Annotated in this window: 13 protein-coding genes and 2 pseudogenes; 7 read left to right on the top strand and 8 right to left on the bottom strand. The window is 57.5% G+C overall.

Features of this window, described 5'->3' with window-relative positions; translation table 11 throughout:
• Positions 1 to 146: 146 nt before the first annotated feature.
• The 7 genes from CKW18_RS25145 to CKW18_RS25115 all read right to left on the bottom strand — a co-directional run bounded on the left by CKW18_RS25145 (position 147) and on the right by CKW18_RS25115 (position 7,787).
• Positions 147 to 620, bottom strand: a complete 474-nt coding sequence (locus CKW18_RS25145; RefSeq protein WP_095191260.1) for an MbcA/ParS/Xre antitoxin family protein — start codon at positions 618 to 620, stop codon at positions 147 to 149.
• 354 nt (positions 621 to 974) lie between these two features.
• Positions 975 to 1,841, bottom strand: a complete 867-nt coding sequence (locus CKW18_RS25140) for a hypothetical protein (RefSeq protein ID WP_256587099.1) — start codon at positions 1,839 to 1,841, stop codon at positions 975 to 977.
• Positions 1,842 to 2,249: 408 nt separating this feature from the next.
• Positions 2,250 to 2,765 carry a cupin domain-containing protein gene (locus CKW18_RS25135; protein WP_095191258.1) on the bottom strand — a complete coding sequence of 172 codons (516 nt, stop codon included), beginning with the start codon at positions 2,763 to 2,765 and terminating at the stop codon, positions 2,250 to 2,252.
• 104 nt (positions 2,766 to 2,869) lie between these two features.
• Positions 2,870 to 5,272: a TonB-dependent siderophore receptor gene (locus CKW18_RS25130; RefSeq protein WP_095191257.1), complete on the bottom strand. Its 2,403-nt coding sequence runs from the start codon at positions 5,270 to 5,272 to the stop codon at positions 2,870 to 2,872.
• A gap of 67 nt (positions 5,273 to 5,339) precedes the next feature.
• On the bottom strand, positions 5,340 to 6,287 hold the full coding sequence (locus CKW18_RS25125; RefSeq protein WP_095191256.1) for a FecR domain-containing protein: 948 nt from the start codon (positions 6,285 to 6,287) through the stop codon (positions 5,340 to 5,342).
• Positions 6,287 to 6,796: a sigma-70 family RNA polymerase sigma factor gene (locus tag CKW18_RS25120; protein ID WP_095191255.1), complete on the bottom strand. Its 510-nt coding sequence runs from the start codon at positions 6,794 to 6,796 to the stop codon at positions 6,287 to 6,289. Before CKW18_RS25120 ends, CKW18_RS25125 begins: the two co-directional genes overlap by 1 nt.
• A gap of 82 nt (positions 6,797 to 6,878) precedes the next feature.
• Complete coding sequence (locus CKW18_RS25115) at positions 6,879 to 7,787, bottom strand: helix-turn-helix domain-containing protein (protein ID WP_095191254.1); 909 nt, start codon at positions 7,785 to 7,787, stop codon at positions 6,879 to 6,881.
• Positions 7,788 to 7,949: 162 nt separating this feature from the next.
• Here CKW18_RS25115 and CKW18_RS25110 point away from each other — a divergent pair, with 162 nt between their 5' ends.
• The 7 genes and pseudogenes from CKW18_RS25110 to CKW18_RS25090 all read left to right on the top strand — a co-directional run bounded on the left by CKW18_RS25110 (position 7,950) and on the right by CKW18_RS25090 (position 14,917).
• On the top strand, positions 7,950 to 9,308 hold the full coding sequence (locus CKW18_RS25110; protein WP_095191253.1) for a glutamine synthetase family protein: 1,359 nt from the start codon (positions 7,950 to 7,952) through the stop codon (positions 9,306 to 9,308).
• Between the two features lie 182 nt (positions 9,309 to 9,490).
• Positions 9,491 to 9,601, top strand: a pseudogene (locus CKW18_RS30820) (hypothetical protein); the annotation flags it as partial.
• A 182-nt stretch (positions 9,602 to 9,783) separates the two neighbouring features.
• Positions 9,784 to 9,894 (top strand): annotated as a pseudogene (locus CKW18_RS31565) (hypothetical protein); the annotation flags it as partial.
• A gap of 160 nt (positions 9,895 to 10,054) precedes the next feature.
• The gene (locus CKW18_RS25105) at positions 10,055 to 11,143 is read left to right on the top strand and encodes a polyamine ABC transporter substrate-binding protein (RefSeq protein WP_095191252.1); all 1,089 of its coding nucleotides are present in this window, start codon (positions 10,055 to 10,057) and stop codon (positions 11,141 to 11,143) included.
• The gene (locus CKW18_RS25100) at positions 11,140 to 12,441 is read left to right on the top strand and encodes an FAD-binding oxidoreductase (RefSeq protein ID WP_095191251.1); all 1,302 of its coding nucleotides are present in this window, start codon (positions 11,140 to 11,142) and stop codon (positions 12,439 to 12,441) included. The genes CKW18_RS25105 and CKW18_RS25100 overlap by 4 nt, the downstream gene beginning before the upstream one ends.
• Positions 12,442 to 12,689: 248 nt before the next feature.
• Positions 12,690 to 14,345, top strand: coding sequence for an intermembrane transport protein PqiB (locus tag CKW18_RS25095; RefSeq protein WP_095191250.1), 1,656 nt, complete (start codon positions 12,690 to 12,692; stop codon positions 14,343 to 14,345).
• A gap of 17 nt (positions 14,346 to 14,362) precedes the next feature.
• Positions 14,363 to 14,917: a membrane integrity-associated transporter subunit PqiC gene (locus CKW18_RS25090; RefSeq protein WP_095191249.1), complete on the top strand. Its 555-nt coding sequence runs from the start codon at positions 14,363 to 14,365 to the stop codon at positions 14,915 to 14,917.
• 6 nt (positions 14,918 to 14,923) lie between these two features.
• On the opposite strand, the gene xerC is transcribed toward CKW18_RS25090, so the two are convergent.
• On the bottom strand, positions 14,924 to 15,769 hold the full coding sequence (xerC, locus tag CKW18_RS25085) for a tyrosine recombinase XerC (RefSeq protein ID WP_238156237.1): 846 nt from the start codon (positions 15,767 to 15,769) through the stop codon (positions 14,924 to 14,926).
• Positions 15,770 to 15,901: the final 132 nt, after the last annotated feature.

The raw sequence follows: 15,901 nt of genomic DNA, 5'->3' as shown, positions 1-15,901 counted from the left end.
GCGACATCAGTCATTACCTGATGCATCGGTACAACTGGATTAGACCGCACCAATTCAACAACGGACTGGCCCCAGCTCAGGCCGAGAAAAAACTTAACGTCGTGTCCGGGATTAGTTGACCACTACATCTAGACCAAAACGGTAGGTTATTGATAGACCCCCAGCTCGAGCCGTTCTAGGTAATTTTCGACGACTTGAAACCCAAGCGGGTTACTTACCAGATCAAGAGGAATATTGCCGGCCAAATGCCTGCAGGGTTTGGCAAGCCATTCCTCGGCAAGTCTCAGAGTGCCAAAAACACTCATTGCGTCTTCGAGAACCTTAGCGTATTGAAATGCTATCGCGCTCTGGAGCACACTAAGTCGATCGGTGTCAAATTCGTCGCCTTTGCCTTTCTTCGGTCGGCCTGGCTTGCCAACGATCCGTTCAATTACCCTGAATGACAAATAAAGCTCGGAAAGCGAGACCATTGCTTCGGCGTCTTTCACTGCAAAGCCTTCCTTCGCGAGCAAGAAAATATTGAGCTCGTTAAGCTCCTGGATTCCTACATGAGTAAGATATTCCGTAGGTTTACGAACCAGAGGCTTCGAGACAGCTGTATGGGCAATACGATAAGCCATGTAACTCACTTTGGCGGTGACGGATCAGCCTAGCCTAGCTCGATTTTATCCAAATGGCATGGTCGCCATCCCTGAATGTGTAATTTTGAAGGGTGTAGGGCGACTAGAACGAGCGCTGGTGCGCTCAGCGGCAGCCTTTTGGCCTCGCTGAGAGTCAGATATCGCTGAAATCCTGACGTGGCTATGTTTGTGAGCAGTATCGGGAAGGAGAGGGCGGAGCAGCGTCCGTCCCTCCGCGCAGGGTATCGATATAGCCGCGATTCAGAAAATAGCGAGCAGGGGTAGAGGCGCGTGACGACACGGTCTTGTTGAGCATCAAGTACGAACAATCCGTCGGATTATCGATAGCAGCTATCACATGTCCGAGGAGGGATCTAGTTGTGGACGCGCATCACACAACAGTACCGTCCGGAATGCAAAAGCCTTACTACGCAACGGATGAAGGCTATAGATACTCCTCTCGGAGGTAACACCCAGATAATCCCGGATGTCCAGGTCGGTCCACCCATTTTCGTTAGCCCAATCTGCAAATCCTCGTGGTAAAGACCTCGATGAAAGCGGTGCGCGAGCCCCGGCGCTTGAATCAGCGCGTTGCAATGTAAAATTAATACCTGATTGGGATAGCCTGTTCTCGCTAATCCCCCCCCATCTATTGATAGAGCGAAATACCGGCCCTCGTGATATTTGTGAAACATGTAACCAATTTTTCAATGCTTCAACAGGACAAAGCTTTCTCAATGCTTGCAGGTGATGAATCAAGTAATCCTTTCTCTGTTCACCTTTAACGTCAGTTATTGATAGAACTATATCAAGTCCTCCCTCATCAGGAAAATTGATGTTATCCGAGGTCAGTGTCTCAAGATCGCGACCTGTTAAGCCTCCCCAGTAACCCAGAAGGTAGATCGCGAGATCACGATGGGCGCTGAGAAAATCATAGCTGTGTGCATCGAGAGCATTGTTACGACGACTTTCGAGATCATGACAAATTTTGCTTAGCTCTTCGAAAGTCAGCGCTCGGGTCTCTTGGGTGGGTATATCATCATAGCGATGAGCCTTAACCACACCACGTAGCATCTCGCGCAGGAAAATATCAGCGCTTGGATCGGGAAATAAATTGTCTCGATGCCATTTGCCAATCGCGTACACGCGAGACTGAATCAATTTGACGTCTACCTGACCAGCCATCGACAAGATGTATCTCTTCAATGTCAACGTCGACACTGGCAATTCTCCATGCCAGTGTTCACAGTAATGCGTGAGCATCTGCCTCATGATCGCTTACCAAGAGCTGTACGAATATCACTGATTCTAGGCGCTCGAACCTATTGTGTATCTATTGCAATGTACATCACAAAAGTTTTGGAATTATCGAATCTCAACCGCAAAGTTCGAAACTGTGCGATTTTTTGGGTTTCAAGGCAGCTGCAATCGCGAATAGTTTTGAAATTGGAGAGTAGCAAGTAGGCGGCTCATGAACATCAGCGACATGACCTGTCGTTTAACATAATATACATTACACGTAACAAGATGTTTCTAGCTTTGCACCGACGCACACAGGATTTGAATCTCCGGCATTTCCTCTGAGGTCGCTTTCCGTAAAGCCTGGTCAACTCTTGAAATCTGCCTCTCTCAATCCTCATCCCGCGTCAGCTTTTCAATCAGCGCTCGATGCTGCGGAAACTGCGCCGTGAGTTTCTGTCGATTCCCCATCTCCATATCCGCGAAATCAAACCCAGGCGAAACGGCTTCGCTGATCAAGCCAAATCCGTTCGATCCCTCCAACAGTCGCGAAGCTTTCCAAATCCCGCCCGGTACGTGCAATTGCAGATGCTGTCCTGCCAAAACATCGCTGCCCATCACCAGTGTCTGCAATGAGCCGTCCGCCAGAATCAGGCTGTACTCGATGGCGTCGCCAAGCTGGAAATAATGCAGGATGTCGGACTGGTTGAAATGAAACTGGCCCAATGGCGATTGCTCGGTCAGCAGATAGTAAATCGATGTCATCAGGTAACGCGGGCCGTTACTGGTTTGGAGCAAATCGCGATGGTCGGCTTGATAGGTTCTGCGAAAATAGCCGCCTTCAGCGTGTGGCTCCAGATTCAGCGCGCAAATCAGATCTTGTGCGGTTAGCGTGTGCTGAGTCATGGCCTGCTCCGTTGATTTTTAAAGTGTTTTTATTAGCTCAACTAAACGGTCATTTAGTGTAGTTAACGGAATATCGACGATTATCGCCGATATTCCCTCCTTCACTAGAAATCCACCGTCGCTGAAAGCAGATACGTTCGCGGCGTTGACAACGTCAATCCCGGCTCGCTGTCATCAGAAGCCCCGGCCGAACTCCAATAACGCTTGTCCAGCACGTTCTCGACATTGGCGCGCAAAGTGACGGTCTTGTCGTCGACTTTAAACGCATAACCCGTGCCTACGTCAAAACGCTCCCAGGAGTCGATCTCCTTCTCGTTCGACTGATCCAGATACTGCGAACTGGAGTAGATGCCGCGCCCTGTCAGTGTCAGCCCCTGCACGTTCGGCACGTCCCATTCCGCGCCGAGGTTGACGTTGTACTTGGGCGTCGCCGGCGCGCGATTGCCATCAAATGTGCCGTTGGTGGTATGCGTCAACTCACTGGCCATATACATCACGCCTCCGAGCAAGCGCAGCCCTTTCAACGGCTCACCGAACACGCTCAGTTCCACGCCGTTGTTCTCTCGCTTGCCGTTAGGGCCGAACACCCGCGTCGTTGCATTGGTTTCATAAGCCGGCTGCTTGATGCGGAACACAGCCGCCGTCAACGCATACGCCCCAGCATCGTATTTGGCGCCGACCTCAACCTGACGGCTGATAAAAGGCGGGAAGATTTCGTCTTCGTTCACCGACGTCGAAGGCGCTATCTTGCCCTGGCTCAGGCCTTCCATGTAGTTGGCGTACAGGGACAACTTGTCCGTCGCCTTGAACAGAACGCCGCCCGATGGCGAAACCTTTTCTTCGTCGTAGGCCGTGTCGCCCTTTACATCATCGCTCCAGTCATCGACCTTCACTCGTTGCCAGCGGGCGCCAAGGGTCAGCAACAGGCGATCATCGAAGAAGCCCAAGGTGTCAGACAACGCGACGCCACTGAAGCGGTTTTCGGTGTAGACCTTGGCGTCTTGCCGCGTTGGCGAGCCGGGTTTCGCGGTTTCCACCGGGTCGTAGAGGTTGCTGCGCCCTGCCGCATAACGGGCGCCGCCGTTTTCGAAGTCCATATAAAAGTAGCTGGCAGCCAAGTTGACTTCATGGCTGACGGGCCCCGTGTGGAACCAGTTGCGCACGCCCGCCGTGGCGGTACGGACATTTTCGTCTCGGGTGAAATCGCGCGGCTGCACGCTGAAATCGCCAGCATCGTTGGTGACTGAAACGGCATGGCGCAGGAAGTCGTGATTGCTTTTGCGTGCGCCGACGCCGCCGTACAACATCACCGAGTCACTGACATCAAACTCAGCGTTGACCGTGCCGAAAGTGTCTTTGGTACGCGCCTGGCTCCAGGGTTGCGCGTAGTTGTCCCGCACGTTGTTCGCGTTCGGAACCTTGGCGTTTGCAGCAACCTGCACGCGCTCTTGCGGTGCGTCGGTATCGCGCTCGGTATGGCCCATATCAGTCGACAGTCGCAGGCGCTCACCGCGAAAATCCAGGCCCAGCACCGCCATGTCGCGATCGACGCTCTGGTGATCCCACTCGGTATCACCAGACTGTTTTACGCCGTTGAAACGCAGGCCGAACTGATTGTCCTCGCCAAAACGCCGACCGACATCCACGGCGCCACCGACCTGATTGTTCGAGGCGTAATTGGCGGTCAATGAAGTGATCGGTTTGTCTGTCGCGCGTTTCGGAACGACGTTGATCCCCCCTCCTACACTGCCCCGCGGCGAAATACCGTTGATGAGTTGGCTCGGGCCTTTAAGGACGTCGACGCGATCGGCCATTTCCATGTCGATGGTGTACGTCGGCAGCACGCCGTAAAGCCCGTTGTAGGCAACGTCACTGTTGAACAGGCTGAAGCCACGGATGGTGAACTGTTCATAGCGCCCGCCCGCCGGATTGGTCGCGCGCACCGAAGGGTCGCTGGCGATCAAATCGCCCAACGTTCGGGCCTGCTGGTTCTTGACCGTCTCGCTGGTGTAGGTGGTCATGCTGAATGGGGTTTCCATGAAGTCTTTAGACCCCAACAGCCCTTGCGAACCGCGACGTGCGACCTGGCCGCCGGCAAATACGTCGGCTCCCGAAGAATCGGTGGCGCCGAGAATCGAGGTCGGTGCCAGTTGTAGGCTACCGCCCTGCGCCACCGGAATCAGCGTGTAGGCATGCTCGCCCACCGGTTGCAGCTGCAGGCCGGAACCGAGCAACAACCGGGTGAACCCCTCCTCCACGCCGTACTCACCGCTCAAACCCTTGCTGTTCTGGCCGCTGACCAGTGCCGGATCTACCGACAGGTTGACCCCGGCCAATCCTGCAAAACGCGTCAGCACCGCACTCAAGCTGCCGGCCGGCACCTGATAACTGCGCCGATCAGCGTCATCGGCCCAACTGGACTGGATCATCAAAGGGCTGGCACTCAGGCTCAGCAGCAGGCTCAACTGCAACAACGGACGCAAACGGCTTGGGAAGACTGCGGGCATTGGAAGAAGCTCTCGATTTTGTTCACTTGCCTGGAATGACCAGCGAGGCGAAAAAAAGGGACAGGCTTCAGCCAATTTTTTTCTGAGGCATGAGGGAAACCCAGAAACGGGTGCGTGTATGCACTTCAATCGGCAGGCTCGCTGCCAGCAGCGAAAGTACCTGGTCGGTATTGTCGAGACGGAAACTGCCCGTGACGCGCAACGCCTCAAGCGCAGGATCCCAGCGCAGCAGCCCTGAGCGATAACGGCTCAACTCGCGCAGAAAATCCCCCAGCGGCTGGTTCTGCGCCATCAATACACCGTCGCGCCAGCCCGGCATCAAGACGTCGAATGCTGTAACAGGCCCTGCGCCAGAGGCTTGCAGTCTGACTTGTTGACCTTTATTCAGCATCAGCGCCGGGCCGTGCAGCGGTTGCAACTGCACCGTGCCGCTGACCACGCAAACCGTACAATCACGCTCGTTGAGTCGCACACAGACCTCACTGCGGCTGACACTGATCCGACCGTAATGAGCGTCGATCATCAACGCTGAACTGCCGGGAACATTGAGCGCCATTTCGCCGCGCACCAGCGTCAACTGACGGGCAGCCAGATCCACGTTTACCGCACTGTTGGTGTTCAGTTGCAGCGAACTGCCATCCGCCAAAGGCAAACGTTTATGTTCACCGGTGCTGGTGTGCAGATCGGCGCGCCAGACGTCCAGCGGCAATTGCCGACTGATCAGCCAGGCTGCCGGCACCAACGCTGCCAGACCGAGCGCGCGTTTCAGCGCTGCCCGGCGCGCCTGATCCGGGCGATCCAGCGTGGCCATGGCCAAGGCCGCCGGCAGATCGCTGAAACGTTGGCGCAACAACTGAATTTTCTGCCAGGCGTTTTCATGGCGGCTATCGCTGCTGCGCCAGTTTTGCAGGCGCGCGTGATCGTCATTCGTCGCTTCGCCAGATTCCAGCAACGCCAGCCATTGCGCGGCGGCACGGGCCACTTCGCGTGCGTCTGAATTGGGCGCCACGCGCATCATAGATCCAACATCAAGCAATGCTCGTAAGCCTGCGCCATGTAACGTTTTACAGTGCGTTCAGAGACCTGCAAACGCTCGGCGATCTCGCGGTAGCCGAGGCCCTCGAGCTGACTCCACAAAAACGCCCGGCGCACCGTTCGCGGCAAACCATCGAGCAATTCATCCAGCGCTTGCAGGGTTTCCAGCAACAACCAGCGCTGCTCCGGCGACGGCGCACTCTCCTCTGGCAATTGCGCCAGGGCCTCCAGATAGGCTTTTTCCAGACTGCGGCGCGTGTAGAAATTGCTCAGCAAGCGTTTGCCCACGGTCAGCAAATAAGCCCGTGGCTCGCGCATATCGGCAACAGGTTGAGCGCTGCACAGCACGCGCAGGAAGGTGTCCTGACTCAGGTCTGCCGCATCCCACGCGTTGCCCATGCGCCGACGCAGCCAGGTTTCCAGCCAGCCGCGATGCTCGCGGTACAAGTCGTGCAGGTTCTGCTCCGAGGCCGGCGCTGCTTCAATCATCCAGGAGACCCTGCGCGAAGTTAGATTCAAATGAGACTGATTCTATTTAACTTCGCGTGGGACACAAAGGGCTTTTTCTTCGCTACGCCGTTCGCGGGCGCTTGAGGGTCTCGCTCGGCAGCTCTTTGAACAGGGCCTGATAGCTGCTGGAAAATCGCCCCAGATGCCAGAACGACCAGTGCATGGCGACTTCTGCAACGGTGGTTTCCGCCGGTCTGCGTTTAAGCAGTTCGCGGTGTGCGCTGTTCAACCGGCGCAGGCGCAACCAATGGCTGGGGGTCATGCCGGTATAGGCCTTGAACGCCTGTTGCAGCTGGCGCAGCGAAACCCCGGCGACGTGAGAAAGCTCGAGCAGATTGAGCGTTTCTTCCGGCGAGTCGGCAGCCCACTCACCTACCCGTTTCATGATCATTCGTTCTTCGTTGCGCCGCTGCAAACCGCCACGGTCGAGATCGACTCGGGCGTTATCGAGGATGAACAAACAATCTTCAAGTAATTGCTGGGTTAGAGATTCTTTACTTGGTAAATCAACAGCTTGCGTCAACTTCGTGAGAGTTGAGCTTAACCAGCGACTGAACAGTGCGTTCTGCCCACCATTGAGCGGCGCCATGAACAGACCTTCGAGTTTCGCCACATCCAGACCGTGCTGACGGACGAATTCAGGACCGAAAACCACAGCGATTTCCTGGTAGTTCTCCGGGGTGATCCAGATGTTGCGGCTGTCTTCATTGAGCAGGTACAGCGCGTTGTCACTGCGATCAAAACAGAACGCCAGAGCACCCGATGGCGCGCTGAAATTCTGCTCGACCCGGGTGTTCATCTGCTCTTCGTAAACCTCGACACCCTGCAAATCCAGATAACGGATCTGCCCGGCGAAATGCCCCGGCGACATCTGTTGGTAATGCTGGACCCAACCCGGCGTGGCGCGGATCTGTTCGCTGACATCAGCGGTATTGAAAGCCTGAACCTGTAGCGGATTGCACGTTGTCATAGGGTGACCTTGCGCACTCTTTTGGTGCGCTTGGGTGCTGCTTAAAGTGGATAGATGGAACTGCAAGGCTCGCCCAAGATAGTCGTCAACGCGCCACAGGGGAAGGGGCGGAAGATGAAACCCGCCCTCCCCGGCGTCTATAAAACCAATAACGAGGTCTTTATGAATGCCCCTTTCGATCAGCTGTTCACGTGGCTGAAAGATCACAAGATTACCGAAGTTGAATGTGTGGTCAGCGACCTGACCGGCATCGCCCGCGGCAAGATCGCACCGACCAACAAGTTCCTGCATGAGCGAGGCATGCGCCTGCCGGAGAGTGTGCTGCTGCAAACGGTAACCGGGGATTTTGTCGACGACGACATCTACTACGACCTGCTCGACCCGGCCGACATTGACATGGTCTGCAAGCCTGTAGCCGATGCGGTGTACGTCATTCCATGGGCGATCGAGCCGACCGCCATTGTCATCCACGACACCTTCGACAAATTCGGCAACCCGATCGAATTGTCGCCGCGCAACGTGCTGAAGAAAGTCTTGCAGCTGTACACCGACAAAGGCTGGAAGCCGATCGTTGCGCCAGAAATGGAGTTCTACCTGACCCAGCGCTGCGAAGACCCGGACTTGCCGCTGAAAGCACCGCTGGGCCGCTCCGGTCGCGCGGAAAGTGGCCGGCAGTCGTTCTCCATTGATGCGGCCAACGAATTCGATCCGCTGTTCGAAGATGTCTACGACTGGTGCGAACTGCAAGGTCTGGATCTCGACACGTTGATCCACGAAGACGGCCCGGCGCAGATGGAAATCAATTTCCGTCACGGCGACGCGCTGGATCTGGCCGACCAGATCACCGTGTTCAAACGGACCATGCGTGAGGCTGCGCTCAAGCACAACGTCGCGGCGACGTTCATGGCTAAGCCGATTGGTGACGAGCCAGGCAGCGCCATGCACATTCACCAGAGTGTGGTGGACATCGCTACGGGCAAGCCGATCTTCGCCAATGCCGACGGGCAAATGAGCGAATTGTTCCTGCATTACATCGGCGGTTTGCAGAAGTGCATCCCGAAAGTGCTGCCGATGTTCGCGCCGAACGTGAACTCGTTCCGCCGCTTCCTGCCGGACACCTCGGCGCCGGTAAACGTCGAATGGGGCGAAGAGAACCGCACCGTTGGTTTGCGTGTACCGACCTCCGGTCCCGAGTCGATGCGCGTGGAAAACCGCCTGCCGGGCGCCGATGCCAACCCGTACCTGGCGATTGCCGCGAGCTTGCTGTGCGGTTACATCGGCATGGTCGAGGGCATCGAGCCGAGCGCTGCGGTACAAGGCCGCGCCTACGAACGCCGCAACCTGCGCCTGCCGATCACCATCGAAGAGGCCCTGACGCAGATGGAAGAGTGCGAGACCGTTGCGCAATACCTGGGCGACAAATTCGTGCGCGGCTACGTCGCGGTGAAACGCGCCGAGCATGAAAACTTCAAGCGCGTGATCAGCTCGTGGGAGCGTGAGTTCCTGATGCTGAGCGTTTAAGCCCATTCCACACATCCTCTGTGGGAGGGGGCTTGCTCCCGAAAGCGGTGTGTCAGTCGACACCCATATTGAAAGTGCCGACGCTTTCGGGAGCAAGCCCCCTCCCACAAGGGGAATAGCGAACCACCTGAAAATCCAATAATTCGAAGAGGTGTCGATATGCGTCTGTTGAAATCCTTGACCTGGGCGACAAATTCGTGCGCGGCTACGTCGCGGTGAAACGCGCCGAGCATGAAAACTTCAAGCGCGTGATCAGCTCGTGGGAGCGTGAGTTCCTGATGCTGAGCGTTTAAGCCCATTCCACACATCCTCTGTGGGAGGGGGCTTGCTCCCGAAAGCGGTGTGTCAGTCGACACCTATATTGAAAGTGCCGACGCTTTCGGGAGCAAGCCCCCTCCCACAAGGGGAATAGCGAACCACCTGAAAATCCAATAATTCGAAGAGGTGTCGATATGCGTCTGTTGAAATCCTTGACCTGGGCGACAAATTCGTGCGCGGCTACGTCGCGGTGAAACGCGCCGAGCATGAAAACTTCAAGCGCGTGATCAGCTCGTGGGAGCGTGAGTTCTTGATGATGAGCGTTTAAGCCCATTCCACAAATCCTCTGTGGGAGGGGGCTTGCTCCCGAAAGCGGTGTGTCAGTCGACACCCATATTGAAAGTGCCGACGCTTTCGGGAGCAAGCCCCCTCCCTCAAGGGGAATAGCGAACCACCTGAAAAATCCAATAATTCGAAGAGGTGTCGATATGCGTCTGTTGAAATCCTTGATCCCGGTCAGCCTGAGCCTGATGTTCAGCGCCGTAGCCCAAGCCCAGCCACAGGTCAGCGTCTACAACTGGACCGACTACATTGGCGAAACCACCCTCGCCGACTTCCAGAGCAGCACCGGGACCAAGGTGATCTACGACGTTTTCGACTCCAACGAAACCCTGGAAGGCAAGCTCCTCGCCGGCCGTACCGGCTATGACGTGGTCGTGCCGTCCAACCACTTCCTCGCCCGGCAGGTAAAGGCTGGCGCGTTCCTCAAACTGGATCGTGCGCAACTGCCGAACTGGAAAAACCTCGACCCGAAACTGCTGGAGTTGCTGGAGAAAAACGACCCGGGTAACCAGCACTCGGTGCCGTACCTGTGGGGCACCAACGGCATCGGCTACAACGTCGACAAGGTCAAGCAAGTGCTGGGCATCGATCACATCGACTCCTGGGCCGTGCTGTTCGAGCCGGAAAACATCAAGAAACTCAGCCAGTGCGGCGTGTCGATGATGGACTCGGCGGACGAAGTGTTCCCGGCGATTCTCAACTACATGGGCCTGGACCCACGCAGCGAAAACCCGGAAGACTACAAGAAAGCCGAAGCCAAACTGCTGAGCATTCGCCCTTACATCACCTACTTCCATTCCTCGAAATACGTCTCGGATCTGGCCAACGGCGATATCTGCGTGGCCTTCGGTTACTCCGGCGACGTGTTCCAGGCCGCCAACCGCGCCAAGGAAGCCAAGAACGGTGTGAACATTGCCTACGCCATCCCGAAAGAAGGCGCCAACCTGTGGTTCGACCTGTTGGCGATCCCGGCCGACGCCGGCAACCCGAAAGAGGCCCATGCCTTCATTAATTACCTGCTCGATCCGCAAGTGATCGCCAAGGTCAGTGCATCGGTCGGTTATGCCAACCCGAACCCGGCAGCCAAGCAATACATGGATCAGGAGCTGGTCAACAACCCTGAGGTTTACCCATCCCAGGCAGTGCTCGACAAGCTCTACATCTCCTCTACCCCGCCCCAGGCGATCATGCGTCTGATGACCCGGTCCTGGAGCAAAGTGAAGTCGAACAAATGAATCAGCACACCCAAGAACACGCCCGTTCCTATTACGCCGCCTCGGCTCGGGCGAGCACTCCCTACCCTGCGCTTGACGGTGATCTGACGGCTGACGTGTGCGTGATCGGCGGCGGGTTCACCGGCGTCAACACCGCCATCGAACTGGCGCAGCGCGGGCTCTCGGTGATCCTCATCGAAGCCCGGCGCATCGGCTGGGGCGCCAGCGGTCGCAATGGCGGCCAGTTGATTCGCGGCATCGGTCATGAGGTCGAAGGGTTCGCCAAGTACGTCGGCCAGGAAGGCGTGCGCTATCTGCAGCGTGCCGGGATCGATTCGGTGGACGTGGTACGCCGGCGCATCGGCGATAACGGCATCGACTGCGATCTGCGCTGGGGCTTCTGCGAACTGGCGAATACGCCTGGGCAATTCGAAGCGTTCAATGAAGAACAAGTCAGCCTCGCCGAACTCGGTTATGCCCACGAAACCCGCTTGGTCGGCCCCGAGCAGATCCGCCAGCAGGTGGTTAACGCCGATGGCTATGCCGGCGGTTTGATCGACATGGGCTCCGGGCATTTGCACCCTCTGGATCTGGTGCAAGGCGAAGCGCGCCTGGCGGCGTCACTCGGCGTGCGCATCTTCGAGCAAAGTCCGGTGCTGGAAATCATCCATGGCGCCACCGCGCAGGTTCGCTGCGCCAGCGGAACCGTCCGCGCTGGCAGCCTGGTGCTCGGTTGCAACGCGCATCTGGATGAACTCGAACCCCAACTCAGCGGCAAAGTGCTGCCGGCCGGCAGTTACATCATCGCCACCGAACCGTTATCGCAGGAGCGCGCCGCGCAACTGATCCCGCAGAATCTGTCGCTGTGCGACCAGAAAGTCGGCCTCGACTACTACCGTCTCTCGGCCGACCGGCGCTTGCTGTTCGGCGGTGCCTGTCATTATTCCGGCCGTGATCCGGCGGACATCGCAGCGTACATGCGCCCGAAGATGCTCAAGGTCTTCCCGCAACTGGCGGACGTGCGCATCGATTACCAGTGGGGCGGAAAGATCGGCATCACCGCCAATCGCTTCCCGCAGGTCGGTCGGCTCAAGCTGCATCCAAACGTGTTTTACGCCCAAGGCTATTCCGGCCATGGCCTGAACGTCACCCATTGGTGCGCCAAGCTGCTCGGCGAAGCGATTCATGCGGGTCACAGTCAGGGCATGGACGTCTTCAGTGGCGTGCCGCACATGACCTTCCCCGGCGGCCCGGCGTTGCGTTCGCCACTGCTGGCGTTGGGCATGTTCTGGTACCGCCTGCGCGAAATGCTCGGCTAACACTGCCACCTGTAGGAGCTGCCGCAGGCTGCGATCTTTGATCGTTCCCACGCTCCGCGTGGTAATGCCTCAAGGGACGCTCTGCGTCCAGTGACGCGGAGCGTCACGGGCTGCGTTCCCACGCAGGAGCGTGGGAACGATCACCTTCAACATCGTCAGTAATTTGCTCTATCGCCAAGCACTTCTATATTGATGAAGTGCTTTGGCGTTCCTGACGCTCAGTGCCCAATTATTGAAGGAGGACACGGATGAAGTCGTCAGCACCCGACGAGCCGCGAGCACCCGGCCAGGCCCCAATCAAAACCCGCCGTTTCAGCCTCTCGCTGGTGTGGATCGTGCCGATCGTGGCGGTGCTGGTGGGCATTTCGCTGGTGGTACACAACCTGATGCAGGAAGGCCCGGCCATTATCGTCAACTTCAAGACCGGCAGCGGTCTGGTGGCGAACAAGACCGAGGTCAAATACCGCAACGTGGTGATCGGTCAGGTCACCGATGTCGAATTGAGCAACGATCAGAAGAGCGTCAACGCCACCATCAAACTGGCCAAGCAGGCGGAAAGTTTTACCCGTGAAGATTCGCAGTTCTGGGTCGTGCGCCCACGTATCGGCGCTGGCGGTGTGTCGGGCATCGATACCTTGCTCTCCGGCGACTACATCGGCGCCGATATCGGTCAGGCCAACAACCGCGCCAAACATTTCAAAGGCCTGGAAAACCCGCCGCCAATCACCTACGGCGAACCAGGCAAGCGTTTCATGCTGCACACTCAGGATCTGGGCTCGCTGGACATTGGCTCACCGGTTTACTACCGCAAAATTCCGGTCGGCCAGGTCGTCACCTACGAGCTGGCACCTGACGGTAAAGGCGTGAACATCGAAGTGTTCATTCATGCGCCCAACGATGCCTTTGTCACCGAAAACACCCGGTTCTGGAACGCCAGTGGTATCGACGTCAGCGTCGGCGCCAACGGTTTCCAGGTCAAAACCGAATCGCTTTCATCGATGCTGGTGGGCGGCATCGCCTTCCGTGCGCCGGATTACAGCCCCAACGACGTGGCCGCCGCCGACGACAAAAACTTCGAACTGTTCGAAGACCAGCAAACCGCCCTCGCCCCACCCAACGGCAAGTCGCAGTACCTGAGTTTGCGCTTCGACCAGTCCCTGCGCGGGCTCAAAGTCGGCGCACCGGTGGAATTCCTCGGCATGGAAATCGGTCGGGTGGTGGCGATCAATCTGGACTTCGATGCGAAAAAACGCAGCTTCCCGCTGAACGTCGGCATCGTCATTTACCCGCAGCGGCTCGGTATGGCCTACGGAAAAATGCTCACCGCGTTCAAGCACGACCCCAACGACGAAGCCGCCGGCATCCGCCTGATGGGTACCTTCATCGACAATGGCCTGCGCGCCCAGGCCCGCAGTGGCAACCTGCTGACAGGCCAGTTGTACGTGGCGCTGGATTTCTTCCCGAAAGCCGAAAAAGTCGCGTTCGACCCAACGGCCCGCCCGGTGGTGATTCCGACCGTGCCCGGCAGCCTCGAACAGTTGCAGGAAAAACTCGAAGCCGTGGTCGACAAACTCAACAAGTTGCCGGTGGATCGTATCGCCAACAACCTCGACAGCAATCTGGTCGAACTGCGCAAAGGTCTGGCCCAGTTCAACGCCAAGACCTTGCCGGGCGTGCAGACCACCCTCGCCGATGTCAGCAAGACTTTGCAGTCCGCCAGCTCTACCCTGGCCGAAGATTCGCCGCAGCGCGAGAAGCTCACCGAGACCCTCGATGAGCTCGGGCGCATGTCGCGCTCGCTGCGTGAACTGTCGGATTACCTGGGCCGGCATCCGGAATCGCTGATCCGTGGCCGCCCCGACAATGCCGCACCTATCGATCTGAAAGGACCACCACGCAATTGAACACAGGAGTTAACCCAATGGCTGTACCGCTGAAGATCACCGTGCTCGCTGCATTCATGCTACTCGGCGCCTGCCGCAGCGACCCGATCAGCTTTCACACCCTGATGCCGATGCAATTGGCCAATACCCGCGCGGGTGGACAAATTCCGATTGAAGGCATCAGCGTGCCGCCGCAGGTCGACCGGGCGCAAATCGTCATCCGCCAAGGCAACAGCGGCCTCGCCATTCTGGATACCGATTGGTGGGGCGCGACGCTGGCCGATGAATTGCGCGGTGCGCTGAGCGACCAACTGAGCAATACCAGCGGCCAAGGCAACGTCTCGGTGCGCATCGAAGTGCAACGCTTCGATTCGATTCCCGGGCAATACGGTTTGATCGACGCCAAATGGCGTCTGCGCCCTGTCGGCGCCACTGACAATGGCCTGCTGACTTGCCGCTCGACCCTGCAGACCCCTTCGGGCCCGAGCATCGATGACCTGGTGAGCGCTCAGCAGAACAACGTCAAACGTCTGGCCGAACAGATCAGTCGGGCGGCAGCAGGCAACGCGCGCGCCTGCCCTTCCGCGTCCTGACTCGACTTACAAGTCGAAGCGATCCACCGCCCGCCGCCGCTCGTTATCGTCACGCACATCGTAGTTGGCGGTGGTCTGGATGTTGCTGTGGTGCGCAAGTTTCTGCGCGATCGACAGATCATGCTCTTCGATCACCCGGGTGATGAACGATCGCCGGAAATCGTGGGGCATGATCTTTACCCCGACCTGCGTGCCACGCTGACGGGCGATGTAATAGATCGCGTGTTTGGTGATGCGCTCACGGGTGATATGACTGCCACGGCGGATGCGATTGAACAGAAACGCATCGTCGCTTTCGCCTTCCTTGAGTTGCGAGCGGCGCAACTTCAGCCACGCATCGAGCTTGGCGAATGCCCAGGCCGGTGCGTATTTGATCAGTTGCTTGTTGCCTTTGCCGGTCACGGTAAGGCTGCGCTCCGTGAAGTCGACCTGATTCAGATCCAGATCCACCGACTCGGATTTGCGCATGCCGGTGCCGTACAGCAACGCGATGACCGCAGCGTCGCGCAGACCCTGCGGGCGTGGATCGGCAGCGCAGACTTCCATCAATTCGTGAATCAGTGTGCGTTTGAGATTGCGCCCCTGCGACAGGCGCGTGCCGGCGATGCCTTTTACCGAGCGCATCTTTAACAGGTGATCCTGACTGATCAGGCTCATGCGCCAGGCTTCGTTCATCACGCCGCGCACGGCGTTGACGTACAGCGACGAGGTATTCGGCGCATAACCGTCGGCGCGCAATGCGGCGACCAATGCCACCACGTCCTCGGGTTGCAGGGCGTGCCAGGGGATTTCCTCGATATCTACATCTTCAAAACCGAGACGGTCGGCGGCGTCCTGCAAGACGTAGCGCATGGTCAATTGGCTGGAGGGCGCCAGTCGGGCCAGATAAAGCGTCAGTGGATTAGTGTTGGACGGTGAGGATGGAGTACTCGACAAGTCAATCAAACGAAACGGCCTTGAATAGAAAACAGTTCAACGAAACAA

The sequence above is a fragment of the Pseudomonas sp. Irchel 3E19 genome, from assembly GCF_900187585.1.
GTDB lineage: Bacteria > Pseudomonadota > Gammaproteobacteria > Pseudomonadales > Pseudomonadaceae > Aquipseudomonas > Aquipseudomonas baetica.
This window is presented reverse-complemented; position numbering and strand designations above follow the sequence as displayed.